Source organism: Allorhodopirellula solitaria (assembly GCF_007859855.1).
GTDB classification, from domain to species: domain Bacteria; phylum Planctomycetota; class Planctomycetia; order Pirellulales; family Pirellulaceae; genus Rhodopirellula; species Rhodopirellula solitaria.
The window spans coordinates 80,086-99,155 of the sequence record NZ_SJPK01000011.1; the positions used below are offsets into that span (position 1 = coordinate 80,086).

General features: G+C 58.8%; 12 protein-coding genes. 7 read left to right on the forward strand and 5 right to left on the reverse strand.

Annotation, left to right across the window (positions count from 1 at the left end; all coding sequences use genetic code 11):
* Positions 1–66: 66 nt before the first annotated feature.
* The gene (gene ppk1, locus CA85_RS18345; RefSeq protein WP_146392820.1) at positions 67–2,316 is read right to left on the reverse strand and encodes a polyphosphate kinase 1; all 2,250 of its coding nucleotides are present in this window, start codon (positions 2,314–2,316) and stop codon (positions 67–69) included.
* A gap of 155 nt (positions 2,317–2,471) precedes the next feature.
* On the reverse strand, positions 2,472–3,572 hold the full coding sequence (locus tag CA85_RS18350) for a c-type cytochrome domain-containing protein (protein WP_391564898.1): 1,101 nt from the start codon (positions 3,570–3,572) through the stop codon (positions 2,472–2,474).
* A gap of 296 nt (positions 3,573–3,868) precedes the next feature.
* Here CA85_RS18350 and CA85_RS18355 point away from each other — a divergent pair, with 296 nt between their 5' ends.
* The 3 genes from CA85_RS18355 (at position 3,869) to CA85_RS18365 (ending at position 8,090) form a co-directional block, all read left to right on the forward strand.
* Complete coding sequence (locus tag CA85_RS18355; protein ID WP_246112952.1) at positions 3,869–6,310, forward strand: hybrid sensor histidine kinase/response regulator; 2,442 nt, start codon at positions 3,869–3,871, stop codon at positions 6,308–6,310.
* A 320-nt stretch (positions 6,311–6,630) separates the two neighbouring features.
* Complete coding sequence (locus CA85_RS18360; protein ID WP_146392821.1) at positions 6,631–7,161, forward strand: hypothetical protein; 531 nt, start codon at positions 6,631–6,633, stop codon at positions 7,159–7,161.
* 95 nt (positions 7,162–7,256) lie between these two features.
* Positions 7,257–8,090, forward strand: a complete 834-nt coding sequence (locus tag CA85_RS18365) for an amidohydrolase family protein (protein WP_146392822.1) — start codon at positions 7,257–7,259, stop codon at positions 8,088–8,090.
* A 1,397-nt stretch (positions 8,091–9,487) separates the two neighbouring features.
* Here the strand turns inward: CA85_RS18365 and lepA are convergent.
* Positions 9,488–11,305 carry a translation elongation factor 4 gene (gene lepA / locus CA85_RS18370; protein ID WP_146392823.1) on the reverse strand — a complete coding sequence of 606 codons (1,818 nt, stop codon included), beginning with the start codon at positions 11,303–11,305 and terminating at the stop codon, positions 9,488–9,490.
* Between the two features lie 65 nt (positions 11,306–11,370).
* Positions 11,371–12,417, reverse strand: a complete 1,047-nt coding sequence (locus CA85_RS18375) for an ROK family protein (RefSeq protein WP_246112953.1) — start codon at positions 12,415–12,417, stop codon at positions 11,371–11,373.
* Between the two features lie 283 nt (positions 12,418–12,700).
* Here CA85_RS18375 and CA85_RS18380 point away from each other — a divergent pair, with 283 nt between their 5' ends.
* The 4 genes from CA85_RS18380 to CA85_RS18395 all read left to right on the forward strand — a co-directional run bounded on the left by CA85_RS18380 (position 12,701) and on the right by CA85_RS18395 (position 18,287).
* Complete coding sequence (locus tag CA85_RS18380) at positions 12,701–13,708, forward strand: ABC transporter permease (protein WP_146392825.1); 1,008 nt, start codon at positions 12,701–12,703, stop codon at positions 13,706–13,708.
* Positions 13,705–15,003: a hypothetical protein gene (locus tag CA85_RS18385; protein ID WP_146392826.1), complete on the forward strand. Its 1,299-nt coding sequence runs from the start codon at positions 13,705–13,707 to the stop codon at positions 15,001–15,003. Before CA85_RS18380 ends, CA85_RS18385 begins: the two co-directional genes overlap by 4 nt.
* 172 nt (positions 15,004–15,175) lie before the next feature.
* Entirely contained in the window at positions 15,176–16,870 is a 1,695-nt protein-coding gene (locus tag CA85_RS18390) for a serine/threonine-protein kinase (protein ID WP_146392827.1), read from the forward strand.
* Between the two features lie 157 nt (positions 16,871–17,027).
* Positions 17,028–18,287, forward strand: coding sequence for a DUF1559 domain-containing protein (locus tag CA85_RS18395; protein WP_146392828.1), 1,260 nt, complete (start codon positions 17,028–17,030; stop codon positions 18,285–18,287).
* 468 nt (positions 18,288–18,755) lie between these two features.
* Here the strand turns inward: CA85_RS18395 and CA85_RS25045 are convergent, their stop codons facing one another.
* A complete protein-coding gene (locus CA85_RS25045) occupies positions 18,756–18,929 on the reverse strand; it encodes a hypothetical protein (protein ID WP_186775036.1) in 174 nt (57 codons plus the stop codon).
* Between the last annotated feature and the right edge of the window lie 141 nt (positions 18,930–19,070).

Sequence of the window (19,070 nt, forward strand, 5' to 3'; positions counted from 1 at the left end):
GGCATCAACGAGCTCGATGGATGGAATAGACGTTCTCACGACCGAGACGTAGCGGCCGGGCGAGCTTCACTCGCGCGCACGATGTGGTTCAAAAACAGACTGCGTGCTTGGCTGCAACCCTTTGCGACCTTGGAACGCCTTGACCGCCTTCCGGTACAGGCTTTCCTGCGACCGCACTCGCTTCTGCTTCTTCTCTGGCGAAATCCGTTCGTAGGAACCGTCGCTTTGCATCGACCACGCGTTCTGGTTGTCTCGGAAGTGCAACTGTAGCATCTCTCGCAGCCGCCTGCGAATCGCAGGATCGTTGACGGGGACAAGGAGTTCGACCCGGCGATCGAGGTTGCGGGGCATCCAGTCGGCGCTGCTGATGAAAATCTGTGGGTCTCCACCGTGCCGAAAGTAGAGCACACGGGCATGCTCCAAGTACCGGTCGACGATCGAAACAACCTCGATCGATTCACTCAGGCCTGGGATACCCGGCCGCAAGCAACACACGCCACGAACATTGAGCTGGATCTTCACACCCGCCTGGCTGGCTTCATAAAGTGTATCGATAACCTCTTTGTCGACCAATGCGTTGAGCTTGACCATGATATGCGTCTTCTGGCCCTGTCGAGACCGTTCAGTCTCACCACGAATGAGCTCTAAAACGGTGCTGCGGAGAGTCAACGGCGCGATCGCCAGTTGTTGGAGTGGCTGGGGATGGCTCGAACCGGTCACCGCATTGAAGAACATCGTCGCGTCCGTGCCGAGCACCTCGTCCTTGGTGAGAATAGAAACGTCGCCGTAGAGATTGGCGGTCACCTCGTTGTAGTTGCCGGTGCCGAAATGCACGTAGCGAACCAAGCCGTGAGGTTCTCGGCGGACAATGATGCAGACTTTGGCATGCGTTTTTAACCCGCGGATTCCATAGATAACCTGCACCCCAGACTGCTCCATCTCGCGCGCCCATTCGATATTGCGAGCCTCATCGAAGCGGGCCTTCAATTCCACGATCGCTGTCACATACTTGCCACGCTCGGCGGCCCTTTTCAATGCGGCAACAATCGGGCTGTCGCGGCTGGTCCGATACAAAATCTGCTTCACCGCTAAAACGTCGGGATCAATTGCAGCCTCTTCGATCAATCGCACCACCGGGTCGAAGGTTTGATAGGGATGCAGCAGCATGATGTCGCCGGCGGCGATCGAAGCGAACATCGGCTCGGCAGGGTCCACTGCGGGACTCCGCTGGGGAGGCCAGGTTTCATTGCGCAGTGAATCGAACCCCTTGGCTCCATGCAGGCCAAAGAGGTAGGTCAAATCCAAGGGGCCTTCCATGCGAAAAACATAGTCCGGATCGACGTAGAAACTCTCCATCAGGTAGTTGCGAATGGCATCGCTCGCTGACCCATCCATCTCCAGCCGCACGACGTCGGAGAGACGCCGGCTTTCGAGAACCTCCTCCATGCCGCCGAGCAAATCGCCTGCCCCATCCTCGCGAAGTTCCACGTCGGCATTGCGCGTGATCCGAAAGGGCTTGCACTGCACGACTTCTCGGCCGGGAAAGAAGTCCTGGACAAAATGCGATACGAGATCTTCGAGCAGAACATAGTTGAAACTCGGTTCGTGCGGCGAAGGCGAGCTGTCACCGGCGTCGTCAGCGGACGAATCGCTCACCGGTTTTTCCGCCGGCAGCGGCACGATCCTCGGCAGGGTGCGGCCGAGCGGAATGACCGCAAACTGTGGTTCGTCTTCGTCCTGAGCCGAGCCGGGAAGAGCTTCGCCGGCAGGCAAAATCTGAGGCATGTTCTGGGGCGTCAGTTCAGCGACTCCACGCAGCTCCACACAGAGGTGAATCCCGAGACCCGGCAGCATCGGGAAGCGGCGATCATGGAGGGCCTGCGGCGACAAAACCGCGACAACATCGCCCCGGAAATGTTGCTCCGCAGCCGCCTTCATTCGTTCGCTGCACTGGTTCAAATCCACGCGCGTGATGCGGTGCTCGGCCAACTGGGGCAGCAGATCATCGGCGAGGATTTTATATTGCCGCCCCACATGTCGATGGCATCGATTGGCCACCGCCTGCAGTTGTTCTCGTGCGGTCAAGCCTGCGGGATCGCGGCGTCCGCCACCACCGGCTGCCTGCAGTTTCAAGCTGCCTACCCGCACCATCACGAACTCGTCGAGATTCGATGCCGTGATGGCGAGAAACTTCGCCCGCTCAAGTAGATCCACGCGCGGGTCGTCGGCCTGATCGAGGACTCGTGAATTGAACTCGAGCCACGCCAGTTCACGATTCAGGTAACGCGGCTCGTCGGCAACAGGAGGCGATGGCACGAATGGATCTCAATCTAAGGAACGGGACGTGACGCGGAGGTTGACAGGGCGGGTGCGAAAATAACGGCGGGCGATCGGACGTTTCGTCTCCGGTTTTCTCGCCAGGGCGAGTTGCTCTCACAAAGACAGGGGCGTCTGGTGAGAACGAGGTCGGCTCACGAAGTCGAGACGACGTCGTCTGCCGCCGCGTCCGCTTCGGCAGGCTCTTCGATCGATTCCATCTCCGTTTTGACGGGATGCCCTAAAAGTATACTGATTGCTTTGGGGTAAAACTCTTTGCCATACGTCAATTCACCACCTTGGTGCCCGACGGCGGCAACTAGGCCTGCGATCAGAAGCAAACCGACCTTCCAAGTTTTCGCCAAACCGGGAGACGGGCGTTTGACCCAAACGAAGGCCACGATCGAGAAGATGCATGACAAAATGGTTACCACGACAGCCGACCACCGATGCCAAAATATCTCGGAGTCCAAATCGAAGCGAGCCCAGGAGCCGTACCCCTTTTCGACACTGAATGACCATCCCATCAGGGTCGCGACCACTGCCGATACGGCACCGATCCATAAACAGGCCAACGGCATCTGCGTCCCCAAGGTGGGCCATTTCCATCCGAGGACGACAAACATCGCACCGATGATCAGTAACGCGATCGGGAAGTGAATCGTGGCGGGATGCAGGAATCCTTGGAACGACCACACCCGCGAAAGCAAGCCTCGGTTCTCGTGGGTGAGTTCTTCAGCGGCCGGTAGCGGCGCTCCCGAACCATCGAGCATCGCGTCTTCAGGCCACGCCGCGCCCTCGTCAATCCACAACCGCACCAATGCGAGTTCAGCCGGGCTGAGGGGGCCGCCGTGACTTCGGGGCGGCATCAACATATCGTCGTCTTCGGATGCCATGTAATCGATAAATAGGGTGCTCGACATCGCATCCTCTGCGATGAGGTAGTCCAACATCAATTCCCGATCGTCGACGCGGAAATCGTTCTTGGCCTCGTCCGCCCCGTGGCATTCCAGGCAATGCGATCGCAGGATCGGCACGACGTCTCGTTCGAAATCCACGACGCGTCCCTCGTCATCAATAGGCATCCGCTTGACTGGCTCGGTGGAGACGTCCGCCATCATTTCTGAAGTGGATTTGCCGATCGCGTCCTCTTCGGCTCTGCTGGTCTTCGGCAGACCGACCAGGAACACGATCGCCGTTATCGCAATCGAGGCGGGAAAGTAGAATGACCGAAAACTGCGAACTTGTCTGTGCATGGTGAATCCGTGCCGATGAGGCGACCAAGGTGGGAAGGCGGTGGGGAACGAGGCGGGGCGTCCCGGCGGGACGGGACGGTGGGGAGTGAAAGGACGGTGTGGTGGGGAGTGAAAGAACGGGGCGGGGGGCGGGCAGCGAGCCCTATTGTAGTGCGATGTTCGGTGCGCTACCAACCACCGGTAGGCAGCCGACTGCGATTGTTCAGGTGGGGGGGTGGGATATTGACCTGGAACGGTCGCCTGCCCTCCAATTGAACATCAACTCTGTGCTCGTGCGTCTGAGAAGGCTGCGGAAATTGTTCGCGAGTGTTGGTGGCCGGATTTGCGGGCCCGTCGACGCGGATCACAGTGAGAAGGCGACGGTTATTCTTTCGCTTCCCTATCGAGCCGATGTGAACATGCCCGAATCCGCTCACCATTCTACGCGCAGTCGCCGCAGAGTGCGGCCGCCCCATCTTGCTGAACCGATCGCGATCGCGGTCGTGATCGCCGTGCTCGTGGTCAGTGGAGTGATCGCCCTGCGTAACTTCCAGGACCTCCAAGACAATCGCTTGATGGTACGGCACGCCAACCTCGTTCTAGCGGCGCTACGAGAGGTCGAGAATTCGGTCATGGACGCAGAGAGCGCCCAACGGGGATACCTGATTACCGGCAACGATTCCTATCTTGCGCCGATAGACGAGGCGGTGATCCATGCCAACGAGTCCCTCGACCGATTCGAGCAGTTGACGCGCGATAACCCTGTCCAACAAGACGCAGTCAATGACCTGCGGGAATTGGTTAGCGACCGCCTCTCGGAACTGACGATTGTGCTGGCGGTCTACGACGAGCAGGGACTCGAGGGGGCGAGTTTGGCGGTGACGACAGACATTGGCAAACGCACCATGAAACGCATCGCTGATAGAGCGGACCAAATGCGGCGGAGTCAAGCCGAGTCGCTGGGCGAACGAGAATTGCTCGCCAATCACTCCTACCAAAGCGGCCGCACCACGTCGGTACTGTCCACCTTGATCGGATTGATTCTGGTCGGCGGTGTGCTGTACCTGCTCCAACACAACCGCCGCAAAGCCGAGCAAGCGACCACGGTGCTGGCGAAAACTCGTGAACGCCTCCAATTGGCCTTGGACGCTGCGGAGATGGGATCTTGGAACATCAACCTGGCGAAAGAACACTTGATGGGGGACGCCCAATTTCGAAACATCTATGGCTTTCATGCCGGTGAAGTGACTTTCCAACGCGCAATCGATGCACTCCATCCCGAGGATCGTCACGGTGTCGAAACGGCGATCGCTGCAGCGACACGCCCTGTCGATCCCCTTCCCTACGCGATTGAATATCGCGTCGTGCACGACGATGGGACCGTTCATTGGGTGCTCGCCAAGGGGGCACCGCATTTTGTCGGCAGTGGCAGCAAGCGGATGCTCGCTAGTTTCGATGGGATTATCTCGGACGTCACCGATCGAAAACAGCAGGAACAACGCTTGCTCGAGAGCGAACAGGCGGCGCTGGCTGCGAATCAATCCAAGAGCGAATTCCTCGCTAACATGAGTCACGAAATTCGTACCCCAATGGCCGCCATCTTGGGTTACGCCGATGTCCTTCTCGGACATCTCCGTGACCCGGATAATCGCAATTGCGTGCTCGTTATGAAACGCAACGGGCAGCATCTGCTCGAACTGATCAATGATATCTTGGATCTATCGCGAATCGAAGCCGGGAAATTAGATGTCGACTTGGAGGTGGTGTCCCTCCCTCAACTCGTTGCCGATGTGCAGTCATTGATGCACGTTCGTGCTGATCAAAAGAACCTGCCTTTTCATGCCGAGTTTTGTGGCCAGGTCCCTCAAGAGATTCGTACCGATGCGACACGCCTGCGGCAGGTACTGATCAATTTGATCGGCAACGCAATCAAATTTACCGACCAAGGCGATGTGACGCTGAGCGTTTCCTATGACACTGCCGAACGGCAGGTATCCTTCGCCGTTGAGGACACCGGCATCGGCATCAGTCTCGAGCAGCAACAGCGGCTGTTCCAGCCCTTCACGCAAGGGGATTCATCGGTGACGCGGTCCTACGGCGGCAGCGGACTCGGCCTCGCCATCAGCCAGCGTCTTGTTCACATGCTCGATGGAGAGGTGTCCATGACAAGTCAACCGGGCAGCGGTTCAACGTTCACCGTCAACCTACCTGTCTCGGAGAGAGAGGACGTGAAACTGGTCGCCCCTGACTTGGTGTCGCTGACGGGTGAACAAGACGACGCCCCGGATCAGGACCGAACTTTGAGTTGTAATGTGTTGGTCGTCGACGATCGACGCGACGTCCGGCACATCAGCCAGCACTTCCTTGAGAAGGCAGGGGCCACCGTGGATACCGCCGAGGATGGTCGGCAGGGTGTCGAGGCGACGATTGCAGCACGCGAGGCGGGCACACCTTTCGATCTGATCGTCATGGATATGCAGATGCCGAATGTCGATGGGATGCAGGCCACCGCCCAATTGCGTTCGGCGGGAATCCAAGGCCCCATCATCGCGCTCACCGCCGACGCCATGAAGGGAGACCGCGAGAGATGCCTTGCCGGTGGTTGCGATGACTACCTATCCAAACCCATCGACCATGCACACCTTGTCGCGATGGTCGCCCACTACACCCAAGACGTGACCACAACGGACCTGCAGCAATCTCGCCGCGACCGCTTAACGCGAATGCGGGCCAACCTACAAGGCGAGTCCTCCCGCTGACAGGAACCGAAAACTTGGCAGGTGGACCACGCCCACCTAAACCGCCTCCGAGGACGACTCTGATGAATTTTAGCGGTGAATTGTCAGGTGTGGTCGATCGGGGGGTGTCCTGGAGAAACACGCTGCCGGTGCATTCCTTTTTGCTGGCGCGAGAATCACGTAGGAACCTCTGCAAATCGCCGTGGGGTGAAAATTCGACTTGACGCGGTCGTTGCCAGCGACTAATTCTGAATTTCAGGTTTTCTGATTCGCTTCGGTTTCTCTAGTGTTTTCCGACTCGGCCTGCGAATCGCCCTTCATCCCCTGAAGGAATAGATGCAATGCCTGAAAACGCGCAGCCCAAGCGAACTACTCTCGATCGCTTTCTCAGCGGATTGTCGGAGTATATCTTCCAAACCAAGCTCGGCGTCGCCGATGTGCAGTTGGTGGAGTACATCAGCGAACTGATGTTGCGGTTCACACGTGTCGATGCAATCCAACGTGTCCGACGTGACGATGGCCGGCCAGCGACGGAGGTCTTTCAGCTGATGTGCGAGGCCGAGCGACGCATCGGCATGGCCCGCCGCGAAGTCCATCGCCATATCGGCGACGTGACCCTGTTTCGCTCGGGAATGTACCCCGAGAGCGTTCGCGGCAATGCCAAAGGATCCCCCGATCAATTGCTCGACTACTTCCATCAAGGCAAACGCTCGTACAAAATTGCGTCGACGATTGAGGCGGACGAAGATCGACCGCCCTGCGATCTGCTCGATCGACTGAGCGATCAATTCGAACTGTGCGCCTATGGCCTCCGGGAGATTCGCCGGGCTTGGGAAGAATCGGGGCCGGCGGATGAATTGATCATCAGTTGAACCCGGAGTGTCTCAGCGGGAATCGAAAGGACCACCGTTGGGAATCGCAGCCCCATCGACGACTCTTGCTACTTTGACACGAGACATTTCAACGCATGCTGATTGATTCGCACCATCACCTATGGACTTACGATCCCGCGCAGTACGGCTGGATCAACGACGAAATGGCGGTTTTGAAACACGATTTCCTCGGCCCTCAACTCCGCCAGGTTGCTCGCGAGAACGAGGTGCAGGGTTTCGTTAGCGTTCAGGCGCGTCAGAGCTTGGGCGAAACGCGAGACCTGCTCGAGATCGCGAGTGGAGAGCCATTGGTCGCCGGGGTCGTGGGCTGGGCGCCGTTTGTTCAGCCAAACGTCGTTGACATTATCGACGAGTTCGCAGGTCACGCGAAACTCAAGGGGTTCCGGCACGTTGTGCAGGACGAACCCGACGACCGGTTTCTAGATCGCGAGGACTTCAATGCGGGCATTCGAACGCTGCGCGGCCGGGACATGGTCTACGACCTGCTCGTCTTCCCCAAGCAGTTGCCTGCCGCGATCGACTTTGCCGATCGTCATTCCGACCTGCCGATGGTTCTCGATCACATTGCCAAGCCAGCGATCGCGGAGGGTGCTTTGGATGAGGCTTGGAAACGAGACTTCTGTGAGTTGGCGCAGCGTGAGAACGTCACTTGCAAATTTTCCGGAGCCGCTACCGAAGTCCGCGACGCTTCTTGGTCGATCGAAACCCTCCGCCCGTACTGGGACGTCGCCCTTGAGGCATTCGGCACCGATCGGCTGATGTTCGGTAGCGATTGGCCGGTCTGCCTGCTCGCCACCGAATACAGTCGCTGGCTCGACGCGGTGAAAACGCTCGCCGCATCCCTGAGCGATTCGGAGCAATCAAAATTCTTCGCTGGTAACGCCAGCCGCGTCTATCGGCTCAGCTAAAGCTTGCTGCCTAACGTCACGCCGCGGGTCCCTCGCGGACAGGCAGCGGGGGCTTATGGCGACAGTTCGCTGGGAATCTCGCTCACTCAGGTGCGCGATAGGCACAAAAAAAGGCTCATCCGACGGAAGCGTGCGCCCGAGGTTTTCAAGGCATGGCTCCAGTATCGAAGGATTTATTTGAGGGATGTGATTATCAATGTTAGACTGGCACTGCCGGGAGAAACGGAGCCGATTTCGAATGGCGTGGACTTAAGCGATTGCCGCGTGTGAAACATCCTTCCGTCGAGCTTGTCTCGGCGGAGGAACCAACTGGCAGCTACCGAAAAAATGCGAAGTAGAAACGGTGCTCCGTCTCGGGCTTGTCCCGGCGGTCACACGACTTGATTCGCTGATTCCGCCGGGACAAGCCCGGAGCGGAGATCGATCTGGCGAGGGCGTTTTGCAGGTAGCTTGCAGTTGCCACTCCGCCCGGACAAGCCGGACGGAAGCGAAAACAGATGCCCGTGAAACTCGAGTAAATCTGCTTAAGTCCACGCCATTCGAGCCGAGCTCTGCAGAGGTGCTGGCTTGGCAAGGGATATCTCGGTCGACGGTACGCCAATGGTGTTGTCGGTCTCTGGCGAGCGTTTGTTCGTCAGGGACGCATTTTTGAACGATCATTGGATACGAGAGCCATGCCTCAAAAAACCTTCCGCTGTGCTCTGCGCACGCTTCCGTCGGATGAACCAAAAAAAACCACTTGCTCAGACCAAGGTAACCATCTGAGCAAGTGGCAATAGCTCGCGCTGTGCTCATTCGTTGAGCGAAGCTCAAAAAGTGAGTGTGATCGCGAGTGGGGTGGCTGACCCAGGCGTCAGCCCGCCGACTTTCGTCAAGGGTTTCCACCCCGTTGGCTAGTACAGCAATAATCCACTTGATCACCTCCTTTAAAACATGGTTCGACGTGACGCTCATCCAGGTGCCAACCAGAACGGACGAGTCTCACGTACGGAAGTTATGTCGCGACGCGTATCACGACCCAGTGACGGTATTATCGTCACGGATAGAGACGATTGCAAGCTCGATCGGGTTCGGGGGGGCAATCTGAATTTTGGAGAAAAACAGAATCCAGAAGTGCGAAGCATCGCGGATCAATCAGTGGCGGATTTCGCGAAATCTTTGCTGGAGTGGACGAGTCCCCAAACGCCAATCAATCACGCCAAGCAAATGGGTTCGTTGCATCCTGTTGATTACCCGCAGGTTTGCTGCCCCGTGTGCTTGTCACACGCCGAAGCGACGTTTTGAAATTAGAAAACTGCGGCGTCGACATGGCCTTTCTGAGCCGGCCGCTGTCCACTGATACCTGTAGGGCGGCGTGTCTGTTGATTCGGACCGGCGGAGCGGTCCGACTACACTCGCTAGTCGTCACCGCTGCTGAGCACGGACATGAACGCTTTCTGGCTGATCTCGACGTTGCCGATCGCCTTCATTCGTTTCTTGCCTTCCTTCTGCTTCTGCAAGAGTTTGCGTTTCCGCGAAACGTCACCGCCATAGCACTTGGCTGTCACGTTCTTTCGCATTGCGGGCACCGTTTCCCGCGCGATCACACGGCTGCCAATGGCTGCTTGGACGGCGACCTCGAACATGTGCCGCTCGATTTCGGTTTTTAGCTTCTTCGCGACCGCGCGGCCGCGTCGGTCGGCATCGGCGCGGTGGCAGACCACCGAGAGGGCGTCGACACGGTTGCCGTTGACCAAGATGTCCAGACGGCTCAAATCGGCGGCTTCGTAGCCCACGATCTCGTAGTCGAGTGTTCCGTACCCACGCGTGCAGCTCTTGATCCTGTCGTGCAGGTCGTAGATGACTTCCGCTAAGGGGATGTTGTAAGTCAACATGGCCCGTCCCGCTCCGAGGTATTCTTGATTGCGCTGAATCCCCCGTCGCTCTTGGCAGAGTTGAATGACCGCGCCGATGTAATCTTCCGGCACGATCACGTTGCATTTCACGATCGGCTGACGAAACTCATCGATTTCGCCCGGATCAGGAACGTCTTGAGGCTTGTGGATCATCAACGTCTCGCCCTTTTTCGTGATGATCTCATAGGTCACATTCGGGGCGGTCTGGACCAAGTCGATGTCCGATTCGTTCTCGAGCCGCTGTTGGATAATCTCCATGTGGAGCAATCCCAGGAAACCGCAGCGGAAACCGAACCCGAGTGCGTCGCTGGTTTCCGGTTCAAACTCGAAGCTCGGATCATTCACTGCCAATCGCTCGAGCGCGTCTCGCAGATCGGAGAACTCCTGTCCGTCACTGGGGAACAGGCCGCAATACACCATCGGCCTCGGCTGGTCGTACCCCGGCAGGGCCTCCGCCGAATGTTTTCCTGGCACGGTCACGGTATCGCCGATATGAACGTCGCCGAGGCTCTTGATATTGCAGATCAAGTAGCCGACCTGGCCCGCGGCGAGCTCGTCACAGGCGACGCGGCTGGGAGCAAATTGCCCAAGCTCGACGACTTCATGCTCGGATTCGGCGCGTAGGAATCGAATTTTCTGGCCTGTCCGGACGGTTCCCTGCATGACGCGGATGTAGGTGATCGCGCCTCGAAAGTCGTCGTAGTTGGAATCGAAAACCATGGCCTGCAGGGCGCCACCGGGATCACCGGTCGGTGGAGGAATGCGGTCGATGATCGCGTCGAGCAAACCGGCAACGCCCTGGCCTGTCTTGGCGCTCACACGCACGCATTCATCCGGATCCGTGCCGAGTGAATTCATCATCTCCTCGGCGACTTCATCGCTGCGAGCGTGAACCAAGTCGATCTTGTTGATCACGGGCACGATCGTGAGGTCATGCTCCATGGCGGCAAAGGCATTCGCCATCGTCTGTGCCTCGACCCCCTGGAACGCATCGACCAACAGCAAGGCTCCCTCGCAACAGGCGAGCGAACGGGAAACCTCGTACTGAAAATCCACGTGGCCTGGCGTGTCGATCAGGTTGAGCTGATAGTCGATGCCGTCACGCTGAAAGGGCATCGCGACGGCCCGCGCCTTGATCGTGATCCCGCGTTGGCGTTCGAGAGCGAGGTCATCGAGCAACTGTGATTTCATCTCGCGCGAGGTCACCGCACCGGTCTCTTCGAGCAAGCGATCGGCCAACGTGCTCTTGCCGTGATCGATGTGCGCGATGATGCAGAAGTTACGGATGTATTTCGTTTCGACCGAAGGAAGCGAAGCCATGGATACTGGGGGAGAGAGAGGTGGGGAGAGCGAGAGAAGAAGCGGGGGGAGGAGAACGACCAGCGTTAGGAGGCGTCCGTCTGGGTGGCTTCCTTTTGGGCATAGCCAGCGGCGCCGAGGTACCCGGCGGCGCTGCCGAGAGTAGCGAAGTTGATCTGGGTTCCTGCTGCGACATTGTCAAAGGTTCGCTGGCGAAACTCAGTACGGATGCCATCGAGGAAACGTTTTCCAACGGAGCATTTCGCACCACCGAAATCCATGGCTCCGCCGAGCACCACGTTGCCTGGATCGACGGTGTGGACCAAGGTCGTGACCGCGATGCCGAGCCAGCGAGCGGTCTCGTCGATGATCGCTAGCGCCAACGCGTCATCCTCGACCGCCGCGTCGTGGACCCGTTTGCTGGTCAGTCCTTCGTCGTCGGCTTCCGGACCGACGTAGCGATGCAGGAGACTGTCGGGGGTTTCGGCAAGTTTCTTCCGAGCGATCGCCGAGACGCCGGTTGCCGACGCATAGGCTTCGAGTTGGCCGCGCCCGCCACCCCATTCACAGAGCATCGCGTCGTCAGCGGTGTCGACGAGAATGTGTCCACACTCGCTGCCAAAACTGTTGACGCCATTAACGAGTTCGTTCTCGATGATGATCCCGCCGCCGACACCGGTTCCTAAGGTGAGCAGGATCATCGAGTTCTGTTTGGCGCCGCTGCCCAGCCAGAACTCGCCGTAGGCAGCCGCGTTGGCATCATTGAGAAAGGAAACGCCGCGCCCGGTCGCCTCGCTCAGCTTTTGCACGATCGGAAAATCCCACCAAGATGGGAGTTGCGGCGGGGCGACGAGCAGTCCGCGTGGCAGGTCCATCGGCCCGGGGGCCCCCATCCCGATCCGTTTGACCTGGCCTGCCGTTGCCGTCTTCGTTTCGGTCTCGTTGATGACTTCGGTCAGACGTTTCACGGCTGCCTCGGGGCCAGCGGATTCCTTGGTGGGAACCTGTTCAAAGGCGACCGTATTGCCGTCATGGTCGACGAGCCCGCATTTGATGCTGGTACCGCCGATATCGATCCCCCAGTAGTACGGGGGGGTGTGGTTTGAGGTGGATGAGGATGAAGTGGCAGGCACGGCAAATGTTTCGTAGGTGGAAAATGGTAGCCAGACGGCTCCGCCCGTCTGAGCTGATACACACTGGTTCCTCCCGACGGGCGGAGCCATCGGTCGACAATTGCTTCCGACGGGCGGAGCCGTCGGTCGACAATGAGGCCGGATAGTATAGAGCTGCGACGCAATTCGGCGAGGTCGCAATCACATTCTCCGCCATTTCCGCTACGATATCCCCGTCACCGCTCTTTGCCTGCTGCCAGCCGGCTCGTTTCCTCCACCACTTTTTTTCGGCCACCTGTTTTCCATGCAGCGATTGTTGAATTTCATTGGACCGATGCTCGCGTTGATCATTGTCGTTGCGCTTTTCGCGGCGGCGGAATGGATTTCGGGCACCGACGGGAACTTTGCCTCGGTATCGTCGGCGCGGCTGGTCGGCGTGCAGAGCGTGAAGCTCGGGATCGCGGCGTTGGGAATGACGTTGATCATCATCAGCGGCGGGATCGACTTGTCTGCGGGGACGGCGGCCGCGATGTGCGGATGCGTCGCGGCCGTGGTGCTCGACGGGGGCCATTCGATCTACCTGGCCATCGCAGCGGCTGTTTTAGCGGGGGCGGCTTGCGGGCTGTTCAATGGTGTTCTGATCGCGGGATTGCGATTGGTTCCGTTTATCATCACGCTCGGATCGATGACGATCTTCGTGGGGATTGGCAAAATGTTGTGCGATCGCGGCGGCACGATCACGCCACCTCGCCAGAGCATTCCGGATTGGCTCCGCGAGATGGTGACGCAGTATCCCGAACCGCGATGGATTCCCTACCTCTATCCGCTGCCGAACTTCGGTTGGGGTGTGTGGTTGACGCTCGCTCTCGCGGTGGTTGTCGCCGTGGGGCTTCACAAAACCGTTTTCGGTCGTCATCTCTTTGCCATCGGCTCGAGCGAGGCGACGGCGCGGCTGTGTGGAGTGCGTGTCCAGTCCACTAAGATTCTTGTCTATGTGATTGCAGGGGCACTGTTCGGACTCGCGGGCTGTGTCGATATCGCGCGGTTGGAGAAAGGTGACGCCACCGCAGGTGCGGGTTTGGAACTGAAGATCATCGCTGCGGTGGTGATTGGCGGCGGCTCCCTGCTGGGGGGCCGCGGGAGTATTCTGGGGACTCTCTGTGGCGTGCTGATCATGGGCGTCATCGGGCTGGGGTGCACGTCCCTTCAGCTGGAAACGCAAGTTGAAAATATTCTGGTCGGTGTGATTATTATTGGCGCCGTCTACGTTGATCGGCTGCGCAGTACACGAACTTCCCAGGGTGCGTCGTGACACAACGAAATCAACGATACCTCGGCGCTGCATTTTGGCTCGCCGCGGTCGGGGCTGCCGCGACCTGGATGCTGGCGGGTCACGCTCAGCCCGGAGGGGCTGATGCGGCTGCGGAGATCAATGCGAGCCCCGCCTCGCTGATCATGGATTCGCTCTGGTCGCCCACCGAGTCCATCGAAGTCTCCGACCCGACCGGCGCCCTTCGCGTCGGCGACGTCGCTTTTTCTCGCCAATCCGATCGCTGGCAAGAGGTCGGTTACATCACGTCGGTTCGCCAGGTCGATCAAAGCGCCAATCGCTTGACCCTCAGCCTGTTCGATCGCAGCGTCTGGACCCCCGCGGCGACGTTGCGGGTGCACCGCAATAGCGGTCGGATCGGCGACGTGATGGAAACGCTTCTGCCGCCGCAGAAACGCGAGCGTTTGCAGCAGAAGTTAGCGGCCGCGTTCGAAGCTCATGCCGACGCCGTCGCGAGCGAAATCCTGCCTTTGATTGTTAGTTCCATCGGTGCCTCGGTGCCCTTGATCGAAATCGGGGTGGAAGAATCGATCGCGAGGCATCGGGCGGAAATCGATACGCTCGTGAAACGCTATCGCGAAGAGATCGTCCGAGAGAAACTGGTGCCATTGGTGCGTGAGGAAGTCATGCCCATCGTCCGCCGACACGCTGCCGAACCGGCCGAAGCCATTGGGCGGGAGATTTGGGACAAGGCGTCACTGTGGCGGTTCGGTTGGCGGGCGGTGTACGATCAAACACCGCTGCCCGAACGGGCGCTCGTGGCGACGGAATGGAGCCGATTCGTCGACGAGGAAGTCACGCCGATTCTCGAGGCCCATTTGGAGGAGATCGCCACCGCGGTCGAGGAAATCGCGAAGGAAATCGCTGCCAATGAAAACGTCCGAGACGAACTCGCCGAAACCGCCACAACGATCGCATCAGACCCGGAGGCCCGCCATCTCCTGCGGATCATTCTTCGAGAGTCGATCGTCGACAACGAACAGCTCCGTCAGGCGTGGACAGACGTGTGGTCATCACCGGCCGCGAAAGAGCGACTTCGCCGCGCCGGGGAACGACTCGAACCGATCCTGCGCGAAACCGGCGATGAACTGATGGGGACGCGGGAACACGGCATCGAGCCAGGCTTCGCTCGCGTGCTGCGGAATCAAGTTCTCAGCAAGGACCGCACCTGGATCACGATCACGTCGGGAGAGGGGACCGCGCCAGCCGGGGAGCCTGTCGCGATGCAGAGGGCGACCGAGTTCATGCCCTATCCGGTCGTCTATTTGGCGCAATGAGCGTGGCGGCTTAGGCAGCGGCCAATTTCCAACCCGAACCGATTCCACTACGCTGTCGCACCCCGACGCGATTGGATTTCTGCTAGTTCCCTCGTTGGCACATCGGGTTATGATGAACCAGCATTGATCGGCTCATCCTGCCAACCACTTTCTTTTGAAGTACTTTTCCTAAATGCCACGCAGCCGAATCGGACCGCTTGCGATTGAATCGCCCTTGGGATCCAACCCGACGAGCCGCGATGCCCGGGTCTGGAGGGCGGTGCATGTGTCCCAGCGAAAAGCGGTAGCGGTTCGAGTTTTTCATCTGGCCTTCGGGGGCACCCAGGAATCACGCACTGAGTTCTCCGAGGAATGGGATCGGCTCAAGAAACTAACCCATCCCGCGATCTGTCAATGCTACGGTGGCGGTTTCGATGCGAGCGACGCGTACCTCGTCCACGAGTTGATCGAAGGCCCCACGTTGGCCGATGAGATCGAACGCCGCGGCCGGTTGCCGTGGGAGAGCGTCTTGGAACTGGCCGAACCGATTGCCGATGCGATCAGCTACTTGCATCAACAGGGCATCGTTCATGGTCGGATCGCCCCGGACAAAATCATGATCGCGGGGCTGAGCCCCGTGCTAGTCGATGTTCGCCTGGAGGATGGCAGTGCCCCTTTTCGCGACGGTCCTTACCACTTTCAGCGGCCGCCCTCGCCCCAGCAGATCCAGAGACGACCGCCCGAAGCGGCCGGGATGCATGACGCCCTGACACCTCGCAGCGACCTCTATCAGTTTGGCGCGGTGATGTATGAAGCGCTCACTGGATTGCCCCCCATCAGTGGATCCACGCTCCAGGAAACGACTGCGAATCTGCAGTACCAACAACCCACCAAAGTGGCGTCGTCGGTGATGGACACGCCGGTGTGGATGGATACGCTCGTCATGCAACTGCTCGCCAAGGAACCCACCGAGCGGCCGGTCTCGGCCGATGCGGTCAAATTGCAGTTGGCCGAGGTCCGCCGCCGGTCGATGAGCCGCAGCGGCGTCGCCGAACACGCTTCGTCAGGCTTCAGCCCCCTGGCGGTGACCAACCAAGCGGATCGAGATGAGGCACGCAGTCTATTGGGACGAGGCGCCGTTGCCCCCAAGCGAGATCGTTCCATGGACGCGACACCCTGGCACGACAAAGCCTTGGTCCTGCTCCCAGTCCTCGGCGTCCTCCTGGCCCTGTTGGTTTGGATCGCCTGGCCACCCAACCCGGACACGATGCGGCAACGCGCCGAGGAATTGCTCGACGAGGGCACGCGTTCGTCCATGTCGCAAGCCCGTATCAGCTATCTCGAACCGCTCGTTCACCAATACCCCGACGGTGAACATTTTACCTGGGCATCCGAACAGATTGATCGTGTCCAAATGCTCGAAGCGGAGCATGCACTGACTGTCAAACTGAACCGCAACCTGCCTCTGAAAAATGAAGCCGAGCGACTCTGCGCCGAAGCGATGCGGTACGAAACCTTCGGTGACAATGCAACGGCGATCGATAAATACCGCAGTTTGGTCACCTTGCTCGGCGAAGAATCTGCTGGGAAAGAGCCGGGCAAGTACGCCGAGTATCGCCCCCTGGTGAACCTCGCCCGCACCAAGATCGCTCGCATCTCTGCAGCCGATACCGATCAGAGCGAAGCAGCACGGATCATTTCGGCGAAACTCGATGCGGCCGATCAGCTGTACCTCGAAGGCCGGACGATCGCGGCCAAAGAGATCTGGTACTCGATCGTCGAACTCTATGCGACCAATTCCGCAGTCGCACCATTGGTTCAGACTGCCCAGGAACGCATCGCTGAAACCTCCGCGAGCAGTGCGGGGGCAACGGAGACGTCTCCGTAAGCCGACGGTACTCGACGAGATGCATTGGCTTTCGCGGCCTGATTGGGAGAGGAAAGAGGCGTAATTTGCCTTTAATGGGAAAAATAACGGTCCAAACTGCTCTGGGCTGGGTTAAAGTCTATAGGTAATTCCGTTTTCTTTCTCTGAGGTGATTTTCATGAATAAGCATCGTTCACAAGGTTTTACGCTCGTTGAGCTATTGGTGGTCATCGCGATCATCGGCGTCCTCGTTGGGCTGCTGCTGCCAGCGGTCCAAGCGGCACGGGAGGCAGCCCGACGGATGAGCTGCAGCAACAATTTCAAGCAGATCGGATTGGGGATCCACAATTACCATTCGACCTACAACCAGTTGCCGATTCACGGCACGGGGACCTATGTCGTCGGCGGTCGAGATTTGTGGGATCAGCCATCACCGACCACGGCAGCGGCCACCGGCACGTCGAACCGCCGGCTCTCCATGTTGGTGGGTTTGCTCCCGTTTATCGAGCAACAGGCAGTTTGGCAACAGTTGAGCAATCCGCTCGCGATCAATTCGGACGGTTCGGTCCGTAACCCGCCTTGGCAGGCGATGGGCCCGCGGCCGGACGAGCGCCAGTACCCGCCCTACGTGACAGAGCTCGCAACGCTGCGATGCCCCAGCGACCCCGGCACCGGACTGCCCGCGTTGGGGCGGACGAACTATGCGGCCTGCACCGGAGATTCGAGCTATCGCTCGCGTGACCCCTATCTCAACGTCAACGAGCAGGGTGACGACTCATCGGTCACGTTGCCCTATACTCCCAACGACGGCACCGCAAGACACTCCAATGCGGCTCACCGCGGTATGTTTGTGTTGACGCGGAATGCGAAGTTCCGTGACACCTTGGATGGGTTGGCCAACACGGTGATGTGTGGAGAGATTGCCACTGACTTGGGGGATCTCGATGCGAGAACGTCGCTACCGAGGACCGGCGCCGTAGGTGTTACGGGCGAACGTCAAAACTGTCACCTTAATCCTTCGTTCCTAAGGGAAACGCTCGATCCCCAACGTCCACAATTCTGGATCAACACGGTGGGAACCAATGCCAACTGGGGACGAGGTTTTCACTGGTACGACGCGATGCCAGTCTATTGCCAAGTACACACCATTCTGCCACCGAACGCTTTGCTATGCACCGATGCAGGCCCAGGGGCAGGCCATGGTGACTTGGTGTCAACGGTATCGAGCCGCCACCAAGGCGGTGCCCACGTGCTGATGGGAGATGGAGCGGTCAAGTTCATCACCGACTCCATCGAAGCCGGGAATTCGACCAACCCTGTGGTCTACCTAAACGGAAGCGCCGCCACGAACAACCAAGCTGGTGCCGCCAGCCCGTTTGGGCTTTGGGGTGCTCTCGGTACACGTGGTGGACGTGAAGTCGTTTCAGGCGACTTCTAAGCTGCTGAGAATCGTGTGGTGACCGTTAAGTTTTCACTGCGGCGAGGCAATACGCCCTCGCCGCGTAAGACTGGTAGCCTGCTGCGCTTGGAGCCACGCGTCTGCTCCGCCGTGTGCGTGTCACACGTGAATCGCCGTTTCGAAATGAGGCAAACTCAGCTAGGCAACGCGTGGTCCATGAGTGGCGGATTTAGCGAAAGCTATTCTGTGGTGGACGAGGCGACGAACTGTTGAGCCACGCAAGTCTTCCTACGCCGGAGGCGTTGAAGAGAATAGCCGCAGGTCAGCGCAGCGCCACCTGCGGTGTCTCTTATCACTCCCCCGTTCCGAGAGAGACGTTCCTCGGGCGGCTTGCGGGGTGTTCTCCCGATGCTTCACGCACCTGGTCGCGTTGCGATTGATAAATCGAGATCGGTCAGCGAGGAAACCGCAATGCCTTCCTCGCTGACTCGATCGGGCCGAAAAATATCAGTCGATTTCTTTGTAGTCTCCCAACGCAGCAGCATCCTTTTCAGCTTGGGCATCGTACGCGTCGATCGCTTCTTGATCTGCTGAATCCATGATATTCGAGGAATTCGAACGACCACATCCAGAAACCGATACGATCCCAGAAATTAACAATAACACGAGTAAGCGATTCATTTAGCTTGGTCCAACTGTGACGGGCGAATGGAGAAAATATTGTCAAACGACGTGGGTTGTATTCTAGTCGTTGGGCAATCGTATGGGTGTGAGCCAGCACAATTTTATCGGATTGAAGTTGAGAATCGAAACGCTGCGATC

Coding starts and splice junctions, on each gene's coding strand:
- CA85_RS18365 (WP_146392822.1), top strand. CDS start 7,257: ATGCTGATTGATTCGCACCATCACCTATGGACTTACGATCCCGCGCAG.
- CA85_RS18350 (WP_391564898.1), bottom strand. CDS start 3,572: ATGCACAGACAAGTTCGCAGTTTTCGGTCATTCTACTTTCCCGCCTCG.
- CA85_RS25045 (WP_186775036.1), bottom strand. CDS start 18,929: ATGAATCGCTTACTCGTGTTATTGTTAATTTCTGGGATCGTATCGGTT.
- lepA (WP_146392823.1), bottom strand. CDS start 11,305: ATGGCTTCGCTTCCTTCGGTCGAAACGAAATACATCCGTAACTTCTGC.
- CA85_RS18360 (WP_146392821.1), top strand. CDS start 6,631: ATGCCTGAAAACGCGCAGCCCAAGCGAACTACTCTCGATCGCTTTCTC.
- CA85_RS18395 (WP_146392828.1), top strand. CDS start 17,028: ATGAATAAGCATCGTTCACAAGGTTTTACGCTCGTTGAGCTATTGGTG.
- CA85_RS18380 (WP_146392825.1), top strand. CDS start 12,701: ATGCAGCGATTGTTGAATTTCATTGGACCGATGCTCGCGTTGATCATT.
- CA85_RS18390 (WP_146392827.1), top strand. CDS start 15,176: ATGCCACGCAGCCGAATCGGACCGCTTGCGATTGAATCGCCCTTGGGA.